Origin of the sequence: Galactobacter sp. (assembly GCF_022712295.1) — a bacterium.
Taxonomy (GTDB): Bacteria; Actinomycetota; Actinomycetes; order Actinomycetales; family Micrococcaceae; genus Galactobacter.
In genome coordinates, this window is the sequence record NZ_JALAGT010000119.1 from 1 (window position 1) to 15,347 (window position 15,347).

The following is a 15,347-nucleotide window of genomic DNA, read 5'->3' on the forward strand; positions in this document are numbered from 1 at the left end:
CCCAGGCGTCCGAGGAGATAGCGCGTCATGGGTACGTCCGTCCGGGTGGGAAATGACCGGTCGGATTCGAGGTCTGGAGGGTGAGGAGCTGTGCCATGCGACGAGGCTAGGGCGGCGTCGACGCTGAGGCTGCTCCCCAGAAACCTGGGGAAATCAAGAAATATGGCGACATGCGCAGGGCGTCACATTCGACACATGAGCGCCCTGCCGGCGGCGATGAGCCGTGAAAATGTGGCGGAGTAAGACGCGCGACGAGCGGCCTGAACGACAGAATGCCCCGACTCCACACCATGAGGGTGCGGGGTCGGGGCGATCTATCGGCAGACGATCAGAAGGTGTCCACAGTGCAGTCCACGGAGTCGGTGCCTGAATGCTTGGACTCGGTCTTGCCGTCCACCTTGACCTCGCAGGAGAGCTTCTGGCCCTGCGTTTCGAAGTCACCGGTGACAAACACGGTGGCGGTGTCCCAGCCGGTCATGGTCTCCTTCTTGGTCCACGTGCCCTCGAAGTCCTCGTTGGAGGTGCCGTCCGAGGTGCCGTAGTCCACGCTGGCCGTGCCCTTGTTCACGGAGACGATGTACTCCACCGAGTGCTTGGCCTTGGAGTCCGCATCCACCTCCTTCACCGCATCATCCACGGCGTCCACTGCGGCCGCGGTGATGGCCAGGACGATGGAACCGATGATGATCGCCACGGCGCCCAACACCAGGCCGGCCACGCTGGTGCCCTTGGTGCGGCCCTTCACCACCAGGCCGATGATGGCCAGGATCACCGCGATAGCGCCGAGCACGATGCCGGCCACGCCGATGAGAGGGATGAAGGCCAGGATCACGGCGACGATACCGATGACCAGGGCGGCCACGCCCCATCCGTTGCCGCGCTTGGGCGGCACGGGTGTGTACTCGGTGGGGAACTGCGGCTGCTGCGGCTGAGGGATGGTGGTGGACATGGGGTACCTCCGAATATGCGAGTGACAATGGCGCGATGCCGTTCCGGAACAACCGGGAACGGCAACACTCACGAGTGTGAACCAGGGGTCTGACAAGTTGATCGAGGTCGCGGTATGGGAAGGTTCCGGGACGTCGTCCGCGGCGTCGGCGTACCGCGGATCCACTGCGACGCCCAGTTGTCCGCTGCCGAATCCCGGCTTGCTGGCTTACGGCTAGATGTCACTTAGCCCTTCGGCTCAGTGTCAACAAACCCTGCGGCTAGATGTCAATTGAGACAGCGGAGCAGCGTCAACATGGACTCGGTTCTAGTAGTAACGACAGCCGTCGGCATGCAACAGCTGGCGGTGTAGCGGGAGGTGAAATACTAAGGCGTATGCCTGTCATCAAGTCTCAAGTGCCGCCGTGGCCCGCTTTCGTGAAGCCGTTGCTGGAAGTGCTCAGCGGTGGAGAGTCCATTCAGCGTAAGGACCTACTGCGTCTCACCGCAGAGCGAGTTGTAATGCCTCAAGAGGCGCGTGCAGAGACCCTTGGCTCTGGCTTTCCTCGCGCGCTGGACCGCGTAGATTGGGCCGTCACGCATGTTGCCCGGGCAGGGTTCATCGACAAGATTGCGCGGGGGATTTACCAGATATCTGAGAAGGGGCACCAGTGGCTCCGTGATCATCCCGAGGGGCTGTCGACCTATTCGGAAGCAAATCGCCTGTTCGCCGAGTACTGGCCGGACTCCAAAAGTGGTTCCACGGGGAACCAGGGCGACAACGAACTGTTGTCGGAGGCGATCGGCGCCGAGCCGTCGCAATCCGGACCCGAGCTGTCGGGCGTCGAAGTGGCACCGGGGGTGCCGCAAGAGAACCCCGTGGAGCTCATTGAGGCCGGCGTCGACGAGATCAAGGCCTCCGTGGCGGACGACCTCCTCAAACGCCTCCGCGAATCTCACCCGGATTTCTTCGAGGAGGCCGTGGTGTCCCTCCTTTTGGCTATGGGCTACGGTGGCGCCGAACAGCGAGGCAAACGCATTGGCGGGACTGGTGACGGTGGAGTGGACGGCCTCATCGAACAGGATGCCTTGGGGCTGGACCAGATCTACATCCAGGCCAAACGGTATGCGGAGACCAATACCGTAGGGAGGCCGACAGTGCAGGAGTTCGTGGGCGCACTGCACGGCAAGCAGGCTTCACGCGGTGTCTTCATCACCACCAGTACCTTCACCAAGGCCGCACGAGAGTATGCGGACGGCATCAACAACCTGCGGGTGATCCTGATTGACGGCGACCGGCTGGGCAAGCTCATGGTGAAGTACAAGGTCGGTATCCAGGTGGAGCACGTCTACGAGGTCGTGAAGGTGGACGAAGACTTCTTCGAGTAGGTAAGTGCTCATACCTGCGCATCGGCAAGCGTGCATCTTCGTCGCGACGGGCCCCGGCGGGGTGTCGCTGAAGGACTCCACCTCGGAGGAATTGTCCTCTGCTGCGGGGACGACCTACCGGGGTTCGTGTTGGGGCTCGGGGGACTGGATGCCGCCTCGATTCAGGCCGCGTTCGATGTCTTTGCGGCCGCAGGGACCGGGCGAGAGTCGTCCGGGAAAGTGGCCTGCGGCAGGCGGTGTTCCGAGTAAGGTCGAGACCAATCCGCTGAACACGAGACATCGACCGCAGGAGGAGAACTATGCGAGCCATCATCACCAACGGCAAGGGCGAGCCAGCCACCCTGGACACCGTGGACGAATCCATGCTGCTGACCGGCGAGGTAGGCATCGATGTGGCCTACTCCAGCCTCAACTACAAGGATGCTCTCGCCGTCAGCGGCAAGGGGATTGCTCAGGCGTGGCCGCTGGTGCTCGGCATCGACCTGGTCGGGACCGTGACCGACTCCGCGTCGTCACGGTTCGAGCCGGGGGATGCCGTGGTCCTCAACGGTGACCGGATCGGGGAGTCGCTGAACGGTGGGCTCGCGGAGAAGGCCCGGGTTCGCGACGATGCACTGGTCAAGGTCCCGGTCGGCATCAGCCTCGAACAGGCCGCAGCCATCGGCACCGCCGGATTCACCGCAGCGCTCGCCGTCCTGGAACTCGAGGATGCACGCGTTACTCCGGAGGACGGCGACGTACTCGTCACCGGCTCCACCGGGGGAGTGGGCTCCGTGGCGATCAGCCTGTTGGCCAAACGTGGATTCACGGTGACGGCGTCCACCGGTCGCATAGAAGAACAGGGCGACTACCTGCGCAGCCTCGGTGCCACGAATCTGATCGACCGCGCCGAACTGTCCGAACCCGGCAAGCCCATGCAGCGAACCAGGTGGGCTGCAGCGCTGGACGGCATCGGCTCCGCGACGCTTGCGAACATCCTGGCCCAGACCAACTATGGCGGCACCGTGGTCAGCTACGGCATGGTGCAGGGCGTGGACCTGCCGGCTTCGGTCCTCCCGTTCATCCTGCGCTCCGTCACGCTGACCGGCGCCAACTCGGTCGACGCTCCCCGTGAATTGCGCGAACGTGCCTGGGCCATGCTGGCCTCGGAACTCGACCTCGACGTCCTGGACTCATTGACGGAAACCATCGGCCTCTCCGACGTCCCCGGCAAATGCGGCGACCTGCTCGCCGGCACGGCCCATGGCCGCACCGTGGTGGACGTCAGCCGCTGACGTCGGCCGCAGAAGGCGGCAAAAAGGTGCCCGACGGGCGGTGGCCGGCCACCGCCCGTCGGGCACCTTTGTCTGGTCAGCGAGAGGTCAGAGCACCTCGATGAAGCCGATGACGGCGGACGCCGCAGCCAGGAGCACCAACACGACCTGCATGCCGACGCCTTCCTTGCGGCGCAGGTGCGTGAAGACCGCGCCGATCATGATGATCGCCAGACCGATGGCGGCGATGGGCGACAGGACTGCGGCGATGTCCAGGGCGAGCGGCAGGATCAGGCCGACGGCCCCAATGACCTCCAGCAGGCCGATGAGCTTGATGTTCGTGGAGCTGACGTTCTCGGCCCAGCCCATGCCGCCCTTGACGTAGTCGTCCTTGGTCTTGGCGAGCTTCATTCCGCCCGCGCCGAGCATGACGAGGGCCAGGAGGATGTTGATGATCCAGAGTGCGATGAGCATGAGGGGTGTCCTTTTGTGCTGTTCGGGATGCCGGGGTCGGTACCGATCGCCATCAGTGTTCCTCACAATTACTTGAAACGTCAAGTGTGAAAAGACTTGCGGACCGAAGGTCTCTTGCGGAGGTGGTGGGTGTTGGGTAGTGTCGAGGCAAATATATAGACCATCAGTCTTTTAAGGAGTCGCCATGATCTGCGAAGTATCAGACCAAACCGGAAAGCTGGCCATCGTCACTGGATCCAACAGCGGGTCCGGCAAGGAAGCCGTGCGGGCTCTGGCCGGCGCAGGCGCCAGCGTGATCATGGCGGTGCGCACCGTAGAAAAGGGCGAGAAGACCCGGCAGGAGATCCTGGTGCAGCACCCCAAGGCGGACATCGAGGTGCGCAAGCTGGATTTCGCGGACCTGTCCAGCATCAAGGATTTCGCGGAGAAGCTGATCTCTGAAGAGCGTCCTCTGGATCTGCTGCTCAACAATGCCGGGGTCATGATGTTGCCCCAGCGCTACGAGACGGCGGACGGATTCGAGATGCAGTTCGGGACCAACTTCCTGGGCCATTTCGCACTGACTCTGAGGCTGCTTCCTCTACTGCTGAACGCCAAGGCTCCCCGCGTCGTCACCATGTCCAGCGGCAATCAGGCTCCCCTCGACTTCGACAACCTGAACTGGGAGCACGACTACTCCGCCAATGGCGCCTATGGGCGCTCCAAACTCGCCGATCTGTTGTTCAGCCAGCAGCTGGCCCGCGTCGCCCAGAAGCAGGGCTGGAACCTCCTCTCCCTCGGTGCCCACCCCCGCAACGCCATGACCGAGATCTTCAAGAACGGTGCCCAGTACGGGGACAAGCCGATCCTGGCGATTCGGATCGGCTGGCGGGTCACCCCGCGTCACTCAGCGGCGGCCGGTGCCGCACCGGAGGTCTATGCGGCCACGGCGCCAGACGTGAAGCAGGCCGGCTACTACGGCCCCCGCTTCGGTCTCGTGGGGCGTCCGGCCAAGGCCAAGGTCTCCAAGGCAGGCCAGGATGAACAGATCGCAGCGCGCCTCTGGGCGGAAGCCGAGCGCCTCACCGGCGTCACCATCGGGAACTGAAGCAAGACCGGATACGAAAGGACAATTCACACATGCAGTACAGAATCCTCGGTGGAACCGGGATGAAGGTCAGCGAACTCGGGTTCGGCGCCATGAATCTCTGCTCCTGGAGCAACGTTGATCAGGCAACGGCGGACACCCTCGTGGGTGGGGCCCTGGATGCAGGCATCAACCTTTTCGACACCGCCGACCTCTACGGTTTCGGCGAGTCGGAAATCATGCTGGGCAAGGCCCTGGGATCGCGACGTGACGACGTCGTCCTGACGAGCAAGTTCCGCAACCTCTCGGGCGAGAACCCGCTGGTGGGAGGCGCTTCCCGCCGGTATGTTCGCAAGGCCGTCGAGGACAGCCTGCGCCGCCTCGGAACCGACCACATCGACCTTTACCAGGTGCATCGCCCGGACTGGGACACCGACCTGGAGGAGACGCTCTCGGCGCTGACCGACCTTCAGCGCGAAGGCAAGATCGTCAACTTCGGCTCTTCAACCTTCCCTGCGCACACCATCGTCGAAGGCCAGTGGGTGGCCAAGGAACGCGGCCTGTCGCGTTTCACCACGGAGCAGGTGGCCTACTCGATCTTCCAGCGTGCCGTCGAGGCGGACGTGTTCCCCGTGGCCCAGAAGTACAACATGGGCGTGCTGGTCTGGTCTCCGCTGGCCAACGGATGGCTGGCTGGAACGGTCAAACGCGGTCAGGACGTGAACACCCCACGAGCCAACCTGGCGTCGGCAGAGTTCGATCTCTCCATTCCGGTGGCGCAGCACAAGCTGGACATCCTCGACGGTCTCCATGAGATCGCAGCCGACTTGGGCGTCTCGTTGGCGGAACTCGGCCTGGCGTTCTCCAAGGCGCACCCGGCAGTGTCCTCGGTGCTCATCGGCCCCCGTACTCCCGAGCACCTGGAGCAGAACCTCAAGGCCGCCGACCTGACCCTGGATGACGCGACGCTCGACCGCATCGATGCGCTCGTGGCGCCGGGTACCGACACGGCACCGGAGGACCGCTACGAGGTCCCGGTGCCTCCCCTCGCGGATCCGAGGCTTCGCCGCCGCTGACTGCCGAACTGCAGTTGCGCAAACGGGGCCGCCCCGGACGATCTGTCCGGGGCGGCCCCGTTCGTGGTTCTTGCGGTCGGTTCAGTGGGTACGTGACAAGAGGCCGCCCATGGCGAACTCGACGGTGTCACGAAGGAACTGCTCGAAATCGACCTGCCCGGCGGCGATCTCGGGGTGCTCATCGTAGACGGCCTGCAGGGCCTCTGACGGGTGAACCTGGGGCCAAGCGCCGGCGGCGGCGATGATGAAGTGTGTCATGACCTGTGCCGCCTGATCCTCGGAGAGTTCCGGCACGGCCGATCGGATCGAGGTCACCACGCTGGTCACGTGCACCCCGATGTCCTGCTTGTGCTGCAGCGCCACTGCAGTGGAGATGTTGCGCTCCAGGACGGCGGCCTGAGCGCTGATCAAGTCACACAAGACACTGTGTTGGGCCAATGCGGAGGCCAAGGCCGACGCGACCCCGGTGATGCGTTCGCGAGGGCCGGTTTCGCTGGGGTGCACGGAATCGGTGACCTCTGCCGCCCAGGTCTCGAGCTCGGAGTTGAGCAAGTTGAGGAGGATGTCCTCACGCGATTCGAAGTAGCGGAGCACGTTGGACTTGGCCAGCCCGACGCGACGGCTGAGTTCGTTGAGGCTGATATCCGCAACAGACATTTCACTGAGCATGTTGGCCGTCACCTCGAGGATCTTCTCGCGGCGCTGTTGGCGCTGATCCTCGCTGCGTGCGCGCTGGAAAGTTGGGGTGCTCATGGGGCAATCATAGGCCAGCTGTTGCCTATAGACCAGTGGTGCCTTAATGTCGCTTTGGTCATGCGGACCGCAGGTTTCATGTTGAATGGAGAGTTGTGCGGCACCGGCGCGCAACGTCGGCTCGATTCCCAACTTCAGCGCAGAACTGCGATTTCGGCTGAAGCTAGAAATCCCGCCGACGTTAGGACGCTGGACGTCAGACAGAAGCGGCGGCCAAGGGACTCAATCCTTGGGCCGCCGCTGTGCCGAACGCGTGCAGGAAATCAGGCCAGGTAGAGCTTCCGCAGCGTCTCGGTGATTCTCCAGGTGGTCTTCATGCCTTCGGCCAGGCGCACCACGGAGCCAGGTCGCAGTTCCAACGTTGCGGCAGGAGAGTCACCGAAGGCCTCGATCTCAACCGACCCGTGTCCGGAGAGCACCACGAAGATCTCGTCGGCCTCCACGTCCGTGGATGTGCCCACCGTGTGCTCCCAGAGCCCGAATTCGGTTCCACCCAGAGCACCGAGCTCCACAGCACCTGCCTCAGGCGAACCCGAAACCACAGCGGAACCCAGCGATTCCAGCGGCACCTCGGCAGCCAGGCCGTCCAGTACAACACCCGCGCGCAGCGCGGATCCCGAAGCCCCGCTCACGAGTCGAAGCCCATCTTCAGGGCGTCCATGACGCGGAGGAACGGCCCGCGCTTGCCGTCGTTGCGGTCCGCCTTGACCATGGCTGCGGTCATCATCTTCACGCCGATCCAGGCCACGGGCTCCGGGGGGAACGGCTTGGGCTTCTTCTTCACGATCTGCAGTTCGGTGAGCTCGGTCTTCTCTCCCGAGAGGAGGTCGAGCATGACCTTGGCACCGAAGCGGGTGGCGCCCACTCCCAGGCCGGTGAAGCCGGCGGCGGAGGCGACCTTGCCGCCCATCGCCTTGTCGAAGAAGGCGAAGAAGCGCGAGCACGTGTCGATGGCACCGCCCCAGGCGTGGGAGAACTTGATGTCGCCGACCTCGGGGAAGGTGCCCATGAAGTGCGCTGCCAGCTTGCGGAAGGTCTCCGGGTGTTGGTCGTACTCGGGGCGCATGGTGCGCCCGTAGTGGTACACGGCGTCATAGCCGCCGAAGAGGATGCGGGTCTTCCCATCCGCGTCCACGGTGGGGCGGGAGTAGTGGAAGCGGTTGGTCATGTCCGCCAGACCCTGGCCGTTCTTCCAGCCGATGGCCTCCAACTGCTCATCCGCCAGGGGTTCGGTCATCAACGCGTGGTCGTAGACGGGCACGGTGAAGAGGCGGTTGCGCTTGAGCAGCGACGGGAACACGTTGGTTCCCAGCGCCACGCGGGCCGCGTGGACGCGTCCGTTGGCGGTGGAGAGGATGACGGTGTCGCCCTCGTCCGAGATGTCATTGACTTGTGAGTGCTCGTAGATCTTCACGCCCAGCTCCAGGCAGACGCGCTTGAGCTCCCAGGCCAGCTTGGCGGGGTGCACCAGGCAGGTCTCCTTCTCCCAGTAGCCGCCCAGGAAGAGTGGGGAGTTGATCTGTTCACGGGTCTGCTGGGGGTCCAATCGACCCTCGTCGGAGGGGCCTTCCGCCATCTCGTCCAGCCACTCGACCTCGTGCGGGTTCACGCCCACGTTGAGGGTGCCGGGCTGCACCCAGTCGCAGTCCATGGTGTAACGCTTGACGGTCTCGGCCATCTCCATGAGGTTCTCGGAGCCGAGCTCGGTCAGACGGGCGTTCTCCTTGGGGAAGTGGTGCTCGCCGTTGGACTCGCCGTGGACCAGGGAGGACTCCACGAAGCCGCCGTTGCGGGAGGAGGCGGCCCAGCCGATGTGGTGGCCCTCGAGCAGGACCACGTCGCGCTGGGGGTCGCGTTCCTTGGCGATCAGCGCGGTCCACAGGCCGGAGTAGCCGCCGCCGACCACGGCGAGATCGGTGTGGACGTCCCCGGAGAGGGCGGGGAGCGCGTCGGGACCCTGCGCCTCGTCCGACCAGTAGGGCTCGTGCGAGGCGCCTGCCAGTGCGGCGTCGATGCGCGCGTCGGGGATCTCTTGCTCAACGCGGTCGTAGGCGGTGGTCCGGGACGTCATATCTGCTTGATTCCTCATTCGGTATATACCGACCATTTGGTCGGTTTCGTGATCCACACCCTACCGGACGGTCGGTTCCATGGGAAGTAGTAGGCATGAAACACAAGGCCCGACGACGGGAGCCCGCCTACCAGCGGTAGGCAAGCCCCGTCGTCGGGCCCAGGAACAGGTGGCTACGTCACCTGGAGGATCAGAGGTAGTTCTCCGCCTCCGTCAGCACGGAACGCAGGATGGACTCGATCTCGTCGAACTCCGGCTGAGCGATGGTCAGCGGCGGGGCCAACTGGATGACCGGGTCGCCACGGTCATCCGCACGGCAGTAGAGGCCGGCGTCGTAGAGCGCGGTGGAGAGGAAGCCGCGCAGCAGGCGCTCCGACTCGTCCTCGTTGAACGTCTCCTTGGTGGCCTTGTCCTTGACCATCTCGATTCCGTAGAAGTAGCCGTCGCCGCGGACGTCACCCACGATCGGCAGATCCAGCAACTTGGACAGCGTGGACTTGAACGCCGCCTTGTTGTCAGCCACGTGCTGGTTCAGGCCCTCACGCTCGAAGATGTCGAGGTTGGCCATCGCCACGGCCGCGGAGACCGGGTGCCCGCCGAAGGTGTAGCCGTGGTAGAAGGTGGTGTCCCCGTGCGCGAAATCCTCGAACAGGCGGTCGGAGGCGATCATGGCGCCGATCGGGGAGTAGCCGGAGGTCAGGCCCTTGGCGCAGGTGATGATGTCCGGCGTGTAGCCGTAGTCATTGCACGCGAACATGGACCCGATGCGACCGAAGGCGCAGATGACCTCGTCGGAGACCAGAAGGACGTCGTACTCGTCGCAGATCTCCCGCACACGCTGGAAGTATCCGGGCGGCGGCGGGAAGCAGCCGCCGGAGTTCTGCACCGGCTCGAGGAAGACGGCGGCCACGGAGTCGGGGCCTTCGAACTCGATCTGCTCACGGATGCGCTCCGCTGCCCAGATACCGAAGTCCTCCTCGGAGGAGTTGTGGTCCTCCGGCGCGCGGTAGAAGTTGGTGTTCGGCACGCGGAAAGTTCCGGGAACCAGCGGTTCGAAGGGCTCCTTCATCCCGGGGATGGAGGTGATGGCCAGGGCGCCCTGCGGGGTGCCGTGGTAGGCCAGCGCACGGGAGATGACCTTGGTCTTGGACGGCTTGCCCTTCAGCTTCCAGTGCTGCTTGGCCAGCTTGAAGGCGGACTCCACGGCCTCACCGCCACCGGTGGTGAAGAAGACGCGGTTCAGGTCGCCGGGGGCGTAGCCTGCCAGGCGCTCGGCCAGATCGATGCCGGGCTCGTGGGCGTAGGACCACAGCGGCATGAAGGCCAGCTTCTCCGCCTGCTTGGCGGCAGCCTGAGCCAGTTCCTCACGGCCGTGGCCCACCTGGACCACGAAGAGTCCGGCCAGGCCATCGATGTATTCCTTGCCCTGGTCGTCGTAGATGTGGTGTCCCTTACCGCGCACGATGGTGGGCACGGGCTGGTTGTTCTGCACGATCCCGCTGTGGCGGGCCATGTGCATCCACAAGTGATCACGGGCGGCCTGCTGCCGCGGAGTGCCCTTGGGAGTGGTGTTGGTGGTTTGCGTATCTATGGTGGTCATCGCGTTCCCCAGTTGTAGGACTGATAGCGCAGAGACAGGTAGACCAAGGTGTCCGTGTCGGTCACCCCGTCCACGCCTCTGATGGTGGTGATGATGCGCAGCAGGTCCTGGTCATCCTCTGCGACGACCTCTGCAAGGACGTCGTAGCGGCCGGCCGTGACCACGCAGTAGTTGACCTCGGGTAGCTCCGCGATCGCGTCGGCGATCTCGGGGATCAATCCCGTGGTGTCGATGCCGATCATGGCCTGCCGGGCAAAGCCCATCTGCAGGGGATCGGTGACGGCAACGATCTGCATGGCGCCGGCTTCGACCAGGCGCTGCACTCGTTGCCTGGTGGCGGCCTCGCTCAGCCCCACTGCCTTACCGATGGCAGCGTAGGAGCGGCGGCCGTCCTCCTGGAGCTGTTCCACGATGGCCTTGTTCGTGGCATCGAGCTCCAGGCCTGGCAACGAAAAATTGTTGGCCATAGGCTTCTATCAACCCTCCCGTGCAGGTCATCGATCGTGAACCTGACAACAGCAGCCTACACGGATGAAATCAACAGTTGAATAGCGTTTGAACAACGAAATCCATTGACAGGGGGCCGTCCGGCCTGGCGAATCAGAAGGCGAGAGGCCCGCTACCTCGCCGGTAACGCCGCAAGGCATTGAACCGAGCCGCCCTGGATCTGCCACCATAGGCAGCGTGAGTGAACAAGTTCCCAACTGGCTTAATCCCCAGGAGCGCGCCGCCTGGCTGTCCCTGCTGGAGATCTCCATGCGGTTGCCCGGTGAACTCGATTCCAGGCTGCAACGCGAGGCAGGAGTGACGCTTTTCGAGTACCACGTGCTCGCGATGCTCTCAGAGGTGGATGGCGGCACGCTGCCGATGACCGCGCTGTCCGAACTCTCTTATTCCTCCCTCTCCCGCCTCAGCCACGTGGTCAAGAAGCTCGAGACCCGCGGATACGTCACCCGTCGCCGCTCCGGGAAGGACGCTCGCGTGACCGTGGTGGAACTCACGAACACCGGAATGAGCATGCTGAGGAAGCTGGCGCCCACCCATGTTGACGACGTGCGGGATCTGGTCTTCGACTCCCTCGACGAGCGCGATGTCGCGGATCTGCGCCGTGTGGGGCGCAAGCTGGTGGCCCGAGCAGACCCGGACAACTGGACCCTCTCGGAGGGTGAGTCGGGTCAGGGGCCCGTCCATCCCGCCTTGAAGCCTGGTGACACTGACAACAGGGTTTGAGTCCCGGCCGGCCGCTGGACTAGGATGGTCTGGCGTTCTGTGCGCGCCCGAATGCTGTCCTGATCAGGGATCGGATGAAGGCGTGTAGCAGCCCGCGCACACGGAAGAACGGTACCGACCGCTGTAGAGGGAAAACTACGGCAACGGGTGCCGGGACCACCTGGCTTATATGCACCGGGATGGAACTTCGGCTGGCTCTCACCCAGCCTGGACCTCACGTTGTCAGAGAAGCTCGGTGTCCCCAACTGGGTGGCGGGACCTGCGAATCTTCGACCACGTCATGTGGCCGGCTTCAAGGGAACCGCTTAAAACACACTGACAAACACTGGAGGAGTGATCATGGCAGCACGTTGCCAGGTGACCGGTGCAGTGCCCGGATTCGGACACAGCATCTCCCACTCGCACCGCCGCAATAAGCGTCGGTTCGACCCGAACATCCAGAAGAAGCGTTACTTCGTCCCGTCCCTGGGCCGCACCATCACGCTGAATCTGTCCGTCAAGGGCATCAAGACCATCGACGCACGCGGCATCGAGTCCGTGGTCGCCGAGCTGAAGGCGAAGGGGGAGAAGTTCTGATGGCAAAGTCTCAGGATGTCCGCCCGATCATCAAGCTCAAGTCGACCGCAGGCACCGGGTACACCTACGTGACCCGTAAGAACCGTCGCAACAACCCCGACCGCATCGTGCTCAAGAAGTACGACCCGGTTGCCCGCAAGCACGTCGATTTCCGCGAGGAGCGCTGAGATGGCCAAGAAGTCCAAGATTGCCAAGAACGAGCAGCGCAAGGTTCTCGTGGAGCGTTACGCCGAGCGTCGCGCCGAGCTGAAGAAGACCCTTGTCGACGAGAACGCCACCGAGGAGGCCCGCGAGGCCGCCCGTGTCGGTCTGCAGAAGTTGCCACGCGACGCCTCCCCGGTGCGCGTGCGTAACCGCGACTCCATCGACGGCCGCCCCCGCGGTACGTTCCAGAAGTTCGGTATCTCCCGCGTTCGCCTGCGCAACATGGCGCACAACGGCGAGCTGCCGGGCATCACCAAGTCCTCTTGGTGAGCTGCTAGCTCAAGCATTCGTCAGCGCCTCGACCCGTCCGGGTCGGGGCGCTTTCGTTCTTCTCGGGACTACTTGCGGCGCCGGCGCCGCTTGCGCGGCGGCCGCTCGTTCTCTTCTTGTGCCCGACGGCGGTGCTCGGCTTCCGCGCGTTGGCGACGTCTGGCGCGCCAGGCGTCCACCTCCTGGCCTACATCCCGGGTCTGCGTGATGACGGGTGGGCCGCCCAAGAGCTGCCGCCTGGCCTCGACCACACGGCGATTGAAGGACTCCACGGCCGAGGTGACCTCACTCTCCGAATGCAGGGCGTCCAGGGCCTCGTCGAGTCCCGCGTCCACCACGCGCAGCAGCAGAGCCTCCGGAGCCATGCCCTGGTCCGCGTGGATCTCCTCGCGGCGCATGAGGGACTTGGTCCACCAATCCGGGTCAGTGGAGGTCACCACGTCGGGGAGGGGCCGACCGGCATAAGCCAGGTTGTCGAACTGGCCGTCCGCGATGGCCTTGTCGATGGCAGTGCGGGCCACGACCTCCACATCGTGGTTCAGGAGTCGACGCTGCGCCGTGGGATCGTCGGTGCCGTCCGTCGCCGAGTCGGGAGCGACGTCGTCGGGCAGGAGATCCCGACCCTCCAAGGCAGCGAGAGTCTCGACGTCCAGACCCTCGCGGTAGCGGGCTACGCGGAGGCGAGGGTCCTCCGGTGTGTTCGCCATGATCACCACGGTACCGAGAGTGGATCGTGAACGCATGTGGCGGATGTGATCAAAGTGACTGATGTGACATGTTCTTCCAGGAAAATCCGCAAGAACACGCCGAACCGTTGCGCTTGTGGGGCTTTCACCCGTTAGTCTCATTCTCGGAAACGCTTACGGCACACGCCGCAAGTGACAGGCCCCAGACCTCACCGGCTGGGGAGAAACCGAGTCCAGGAGGACAAATCGTGTCTCTGAACCGTTCTGATCTCGTCACCGAGGTCGCAGACAAGTCCGGCGCCAACAAGACCGTCGTCAACGATGTGCTGGATGCTCTCTTCGCCACCTTCGCCGAGCAGGTTGCTCAGGGCGAGAAGGTCTCCATCCCCGGCTGGCTGGCCGTGGAGCGCACCGACCGTGCAGCACGCACCGGCCGCAACCCGCAGACCGGCGAGACCATCCAGATCCCGGCCGGCCACTCCGTGAAGCTGTCCGCCGGATCCAAGCTGAAGGCTGCCGCAACCGGCAAGTGAGCTTGAGCCGCTGGCTCACTCTTTGAGCCTGGCAACAGTAGGGCCCGTTCTCCCCAGTGATGGTGAGGGCGGGCCCTGCTGTTGTCCTGGACCACCGCCGCGTCTTCTACCGGGCGTAGAAGGCCTAGACTGGACGGCGGTGCGTTCACCCGCGCCGAACCACCGGAACAGAGCACGTACAAGGACACCCACATGAGCGCACTCGGCCAAGACCACCGCCGCACCGTGGCTCGGTGGGTCACGCTGCCCGCGGTTCCGGTGGCGCTGGCCGTGTTGGTCCTGGGGCTGTGGCTGGCAGGCTCGGCCGGCTCCTCAGTTCTCGGAGACCCGGGCGCCATGACGCGCTGGGGCCTACCGATAGCGCGGCTCGTCTTCGATTCGTGCATGGCCGTGACCGTTGGGTGTCTTCTCTTCGCCACCGCGATCCTGCCCCGGAGTACCGCCCCCCGCCGCGGAGGTCCTGGTGACCATGGGACCGACGGCGGCGATCCCCAACCTGCCCTGATCAGGGTGGTCAACGCAGCCTCCGTCAGCGCGGGCATCTGGACCGTGTCCGCGGCCGCCATGGCGGTCTTCTCGTATTCCGACGCGGCCGCGATCCCGATCAATGTCTCCACCGATTTCACGCAGGGCCTGGGCGACTACCTTGCGAACTTCGACCAGGGCCGAGCATGGGCCGCCGCCACGATCATCGCGGCGCTGACCACCACCCTGGCCTTCGCGCTGCGGAGCCCGGCCGGGTTGGCCTGGGCAACCGTGGTCGCCGTGATCGGCATCGTTCCCATGGCGCTGATCGGCCACTCCGCCGGCGGAGACGACCACTGGGGTGCGGTGAACTCCATCGGCCTGCACCTGCTGGGGATCTGCGCGTGGGTCGGTGGACTGGTGGCCTTGGGCCTCGTGGCAGGGCTGCTGCCGGGACGCACGCCTGCCCTGACCAAGGCAGGTCGGGACGAGTCCGGGTACATGGCCGCGGATGTCCTCTCCCGCTTCTCCACGCTGGCCGGCTGCGCCATCCTGCTGGTGATCGGATCCGGGATCGCCTCGGCCTCCATCCGCGTTCATGACCTCGACCAGCTCAACACCGCCTACGGTTGGCTGTTGATCGCCAAGTTCGTCCTGTCCCTGGGGCTCGGAGTACTCGGCCTGGTCCATCGTCGATGGATCATCCCGAAACTCCGCGCTGGACAGGTCACGGCGCGTGCCGCCGCCTGGCGCGTCATCTCCGTGGAGGTCGCG

General features: G+C 64.5%; 18 protein-coding genes. 10 read left to right on the top strand and 8 right to left on the bottom strand.

From position 1 onward, the window contains the following. Positions 1–328 precede the first annotated feature (328 nt). The gene (locus tag Q0A15_RS09045; protein WP_291279201.1) at positions 329–949 is read right to left on the bottom strand and encodes a DUF308 domain-containing protein; all 621 of its coding nucleotides are present in this window, start codon (positions 947–949) and stop codon (positions 329–331) included. 374 nt (positions 950–1,323) lie between these two features. Here Q0A15_RS09045 and Q0A15_RS09050 point away from each other — a divergent pair, with 374 nt between their 5' ends. Then, complete coding sequence (locus Q0A15_RS09050) at positions 1,324–2,316, top strand: restriction endonuclease (RefSeq protein WP_291279202.1); 993 nt, start codon at positions 1,324–1,326, stop codon at positions 2,314–2,316. Positions 2,317–2,615: 299 nt separating this feature from the next. Next, positions 2,616–3,590, top strand: a complete 975-nt coding sequence (locus Q0A15_RS09055; RefSeq protein WP_291279203.1) for an MDR family oxidoreductase — start codon at positions 2,616–2,618, stop codon at positions 3,588–3,590. A gap of 87 nt (positions 3,591–3,677) precedes the next feature. Here the strand turns inward: Q0A15_RS09055 and Q0A15_RS09060 are convergent, their stop codons facing one another. Further along, a complete protein-coding gene (locus Q0A15_RS09060) occupies positions 3,678–4,043 on the bottom strand; it encodes a DoxX family protein (protein WP_291279204.1) in 366 nt (121 codons plus the stop codon). Positions 4,044–4,227: 184 nt separating this feature from the next. On the opposite strand from Q0A15_RS09060, the gene Q0A15_RS09065 reads away from it, so the two are divergent. Further along, positions 4,228–5,130, top strand: coding sequence for an oxidoreductase (locus Q0A15_RS09065; RefSeq protein WP_291279205.1), 903 nt, complete (start codon positions 4,228–4,230; stop codon positions 5,128–5,130). Between the two features lie 32 nt (positions 5,131–5,162). Next, positions 5,163–6,185 (top strand): aldo/keto reductase, encoded by a 1,023-nt coding sequence (locus tag Q0A15_RS09070; protein ID WP_291279206.1) that lies wholly within the window; start codon positions 5,163–5,165, stop codon positions 6,183–6,185. A gap of 81 nt (positions 6,186–6,266) precedes the next feature. Here the strand turns inward: Q0A15_RS09070 and Q0A15_RS09075 are convergent, their stop codons facing one another. From Q0A15_RS09075 to Q0A15_RS09095, 5 genes are all read right to left on the bottom strand, one after another. Beyond that, positions 6,267–6,938, bottom strand: a complete 672-nt coding sequence (locus Q0A15_RS09075; RefSeq protein WP_291279207.1) for a TetR/AcrR family transcriptional regulator — start codon at positions 6,936–6,938, stop codon at positions 6,267–6,269. Positions 6,939–7,201: 263 nt separating this feature from the next. Next, positions 7,202–7,570, bottom strand: coding sequence for a cupin domain-containing protein (locus tag Q0A15_RS09080; protein ID WP_291279208.1), 369 nt, complete (start codon positions 7,568–7,570; stop codon positions 7,202–7,204). After that, complete coding sequence (locus Q0A15_RS09085) at positions 7,567–9,009, bottom strand: FAD-binding oxidoreductase (RefSeq protein ID WP_291279209.1); 1,443 nt, start codon at positions 9,007–9,009, stop codon at positions 7,567–7,569. The genes Q0A15_RS09080 and Q0A15_RS09085 overlap by 4 nt, the downstream gene beginning before the upstream one ends. A gap of 190 nt (positions 9,010–9,199) precedes the next feature. Then, on the bottom strand, positions 9,200–10,609 hold the full coding sequence (locus Q0A15_RS09090) for an aspartate aminotransferase family protein (protein WP_291279210.1): 1,410 nt from the start codon (positions 10,607–10,609) through the stop codon (positions 9,200–9,202). After that, positions 10,606–11,076, bottom strand: coding sequence for an Lrp/AsnC family transcriptional regulator (locus Q0A15_RS09095; protein WP_291279211.1), 471 nt, complete (start codon positions 11,074–11,076; stop codon positions 10,606–10,608). Before Q0A15_RS09095 ends, Q0A15_RS09090 begins: the two co-directional genes overlap by 4 nt. A 217-nt stretch (positions 11,077–11,293) precedes the next feature. On the opposite strand from Q0A15_RS09095, the gene Q0A15_RS09100 reads away from it, so the two are divergent. The 4 genes from Q0A15_RS09100 to rpsN all read left to right on the top strand — a co-directional run bounded on the left by Q0A15_RS09100 (position 11,294) and on the right by rpsN (position 12,889). Further along, on the top strand, positions 11,294–11,839 hold the full coding sequence (locus Q0A15_RS09100) for a MarR family winged helix-turn-helix transcriptional regulator (RefSeq protein ID WP_291279212.1): 546 nt from the start codon (positions 11,294–11,296) through the stop codon (positions 11,837–11,839). A 339-nt stretch (positions 11,840–12,178) separates the two neighbouring features. Further along, complete coding sequence (gene rpmB, locus Q0A15_RS09105; protein WP_291279213.1) at positions 12,179–12,415, top strand: 50S ribosomal protein L28; 237 nt, start codon at positions 12,179–12,181, stop codon at positions 12,413–12,415. Next, on the top strand, positions 12,412–12,582 hold the full coding sequence (gene rpmG, locus Q0A15_RS09110; protein WP_367273377.1) for a 50S ribosomal protein L33: 171 nt from the start codon (positions 12,412–12,414) through the stop codon (positions 12,580–12,582). The genes rpmB and rpmG overlap by 4 nt, the downstream gene beginning before the upstream one ends. Position 12,583: 1 nt before the next feature. Further along, a complete protein-coding gene (gene rpsN, locus Q0A15_RS09115) occupies positions 12,584–12,889 on the top strand; it encodes a 30S ribosomal protein S14 (protein ID WP_291279215.1) in 306 nt (101 codons plus the stop codon). Between the two features lie 68 nt (positions 12,890–12,957). Here rpsN and Q0A15_RS09120 read toward each other — a convergent pair whose 3' ends face one another. Further along, positions 12,958–13,596, bottom strand: coding sequence for a DUF1992 domain-containing protein (locus Q0A15_RS09120; protein ID WP_291279216.1), 639 nt, complete (start codon positions 13,594–13,596; stop codon positions 12,958–12,960). 227 nt (positions 13,597–13,823) lie between these two features. Here Q0A15_RS09120 and Q0A15_RS09125 point away from each other — a divergent pair, with 227 nt between their 5' ends. After that, positions 13,824–14,108 carry an HU family DNA-binding protein gene (locus Q0A15_RS09125; protein ID WP_291279217.1) on the top strand — a complete coding sequence of 95 codons (285 nt, stop codon included), beginning with the start codon at positions 13,824–13,826 and terminating at the stop codon, positions 14,106–14,108. 192 nt (positions 14,109–14,300) lie between these two features. Continuing rightward, positions 14,301–15,347 (top strand): CopD family protein (locus Q0A15_RS09130; RefSeq protein ID WP_291279218.1); only part of this gene is annotated, 1,047 nt, incomplete at its 3' end.

Bases quoted from the DNA above. Each gene is read 5' to 3' on its own strand.
- Q0A15_RS09055 (WP_291279203.1), top strand. From the start codon at position 2,616: ATGCGAGCCATCATCACCAACGGCAAGGGCGAGCCAGCCACCCTGGAC.
- rpmB (WP_291279213.1), top strand. From the start codon at position 12,179: ATGGCAGCACGTTGCCAGGTGACCGGTGCAGTGCCCGGATTCGGACAC.
- Q0A15_RS09095 (WP_291279211.1), bottom strand. From the start codon at position 11,076: ATGGCCAACAATTTTTCGTTGCCAGGCCTGGAGCTCGATGCCACGAAC.
- Q0A15_RS09050 (WP_291279202.1), top strand. From the start codon at position 1,324: ATGCCTGTCATCAAGTCTCAAGTGCCGCCGTGGCCCGCTTTCGTGAAG.
- Q0A15_RS09045 (WP_291279201.1), bottom strand. From the start codon at position 949: ATGTCCACCACCATCCCTCAGCCGCAGCAGCCGCAGTTCCCCACCGAG.
- Q0A15_RS09085 (WP_291279209.1), bottom strand. From the start codon at position 9,009: ATGACGTCCCGGACCACCGCCTACGACCGCGTTGAGCAAGAGATCCCC.
- Q0A15_RS09065 (WP_291279205.1), top strand. From the start codon at position 4,228: ATGATCTGCGAAGTATCAGACCAAACCGGAAAGCTGGCCATCGTCACT.
- Q0A15_RS09120 (WP_291279216.1), bottom strand. From the start codon at position 13,596: ATGGCGAACACACCGGAGGACCCTCGCCTCCGCGTAGCCCGCTACCGC.
- Q0A15_RS09070 (WP_291279206.1), top strand. From the start codon at position 5,163: ATGCAGTACAGAATCCTCGGTGGAACCGGGATGAAGGTCAGCGAACTC.
- Q0A15_RS09060 (WP_291279204.1), bottom strand. From the start codon at position 4,043: ATGCTCATCGCACTCTGGATCATCAACATCCTCCTGGCCCTCGTCATG.
- Q0A15_RS09090 (WP_291279210.1), bottom strand. From the start codon at position 10,609: ATGACCACCATAGATACGCAAACCACCAACACCACTCCCAAGGGCACT.
- Q0A15_RS09075 (WP_291279207.1), bottom strand. From the start codon at position 6,938: ATGAGCACCCCAACTTTCCAGCGCGCACGCAGCGAGGATCAGCGCCAA.
- rpsN (WP_291279215.1), top strand. From the start codon at position 12,584: ATGGCCAAGAAGTCCAAGATTGCCAAGAACGAGCAGCGCAAGGTTCTC.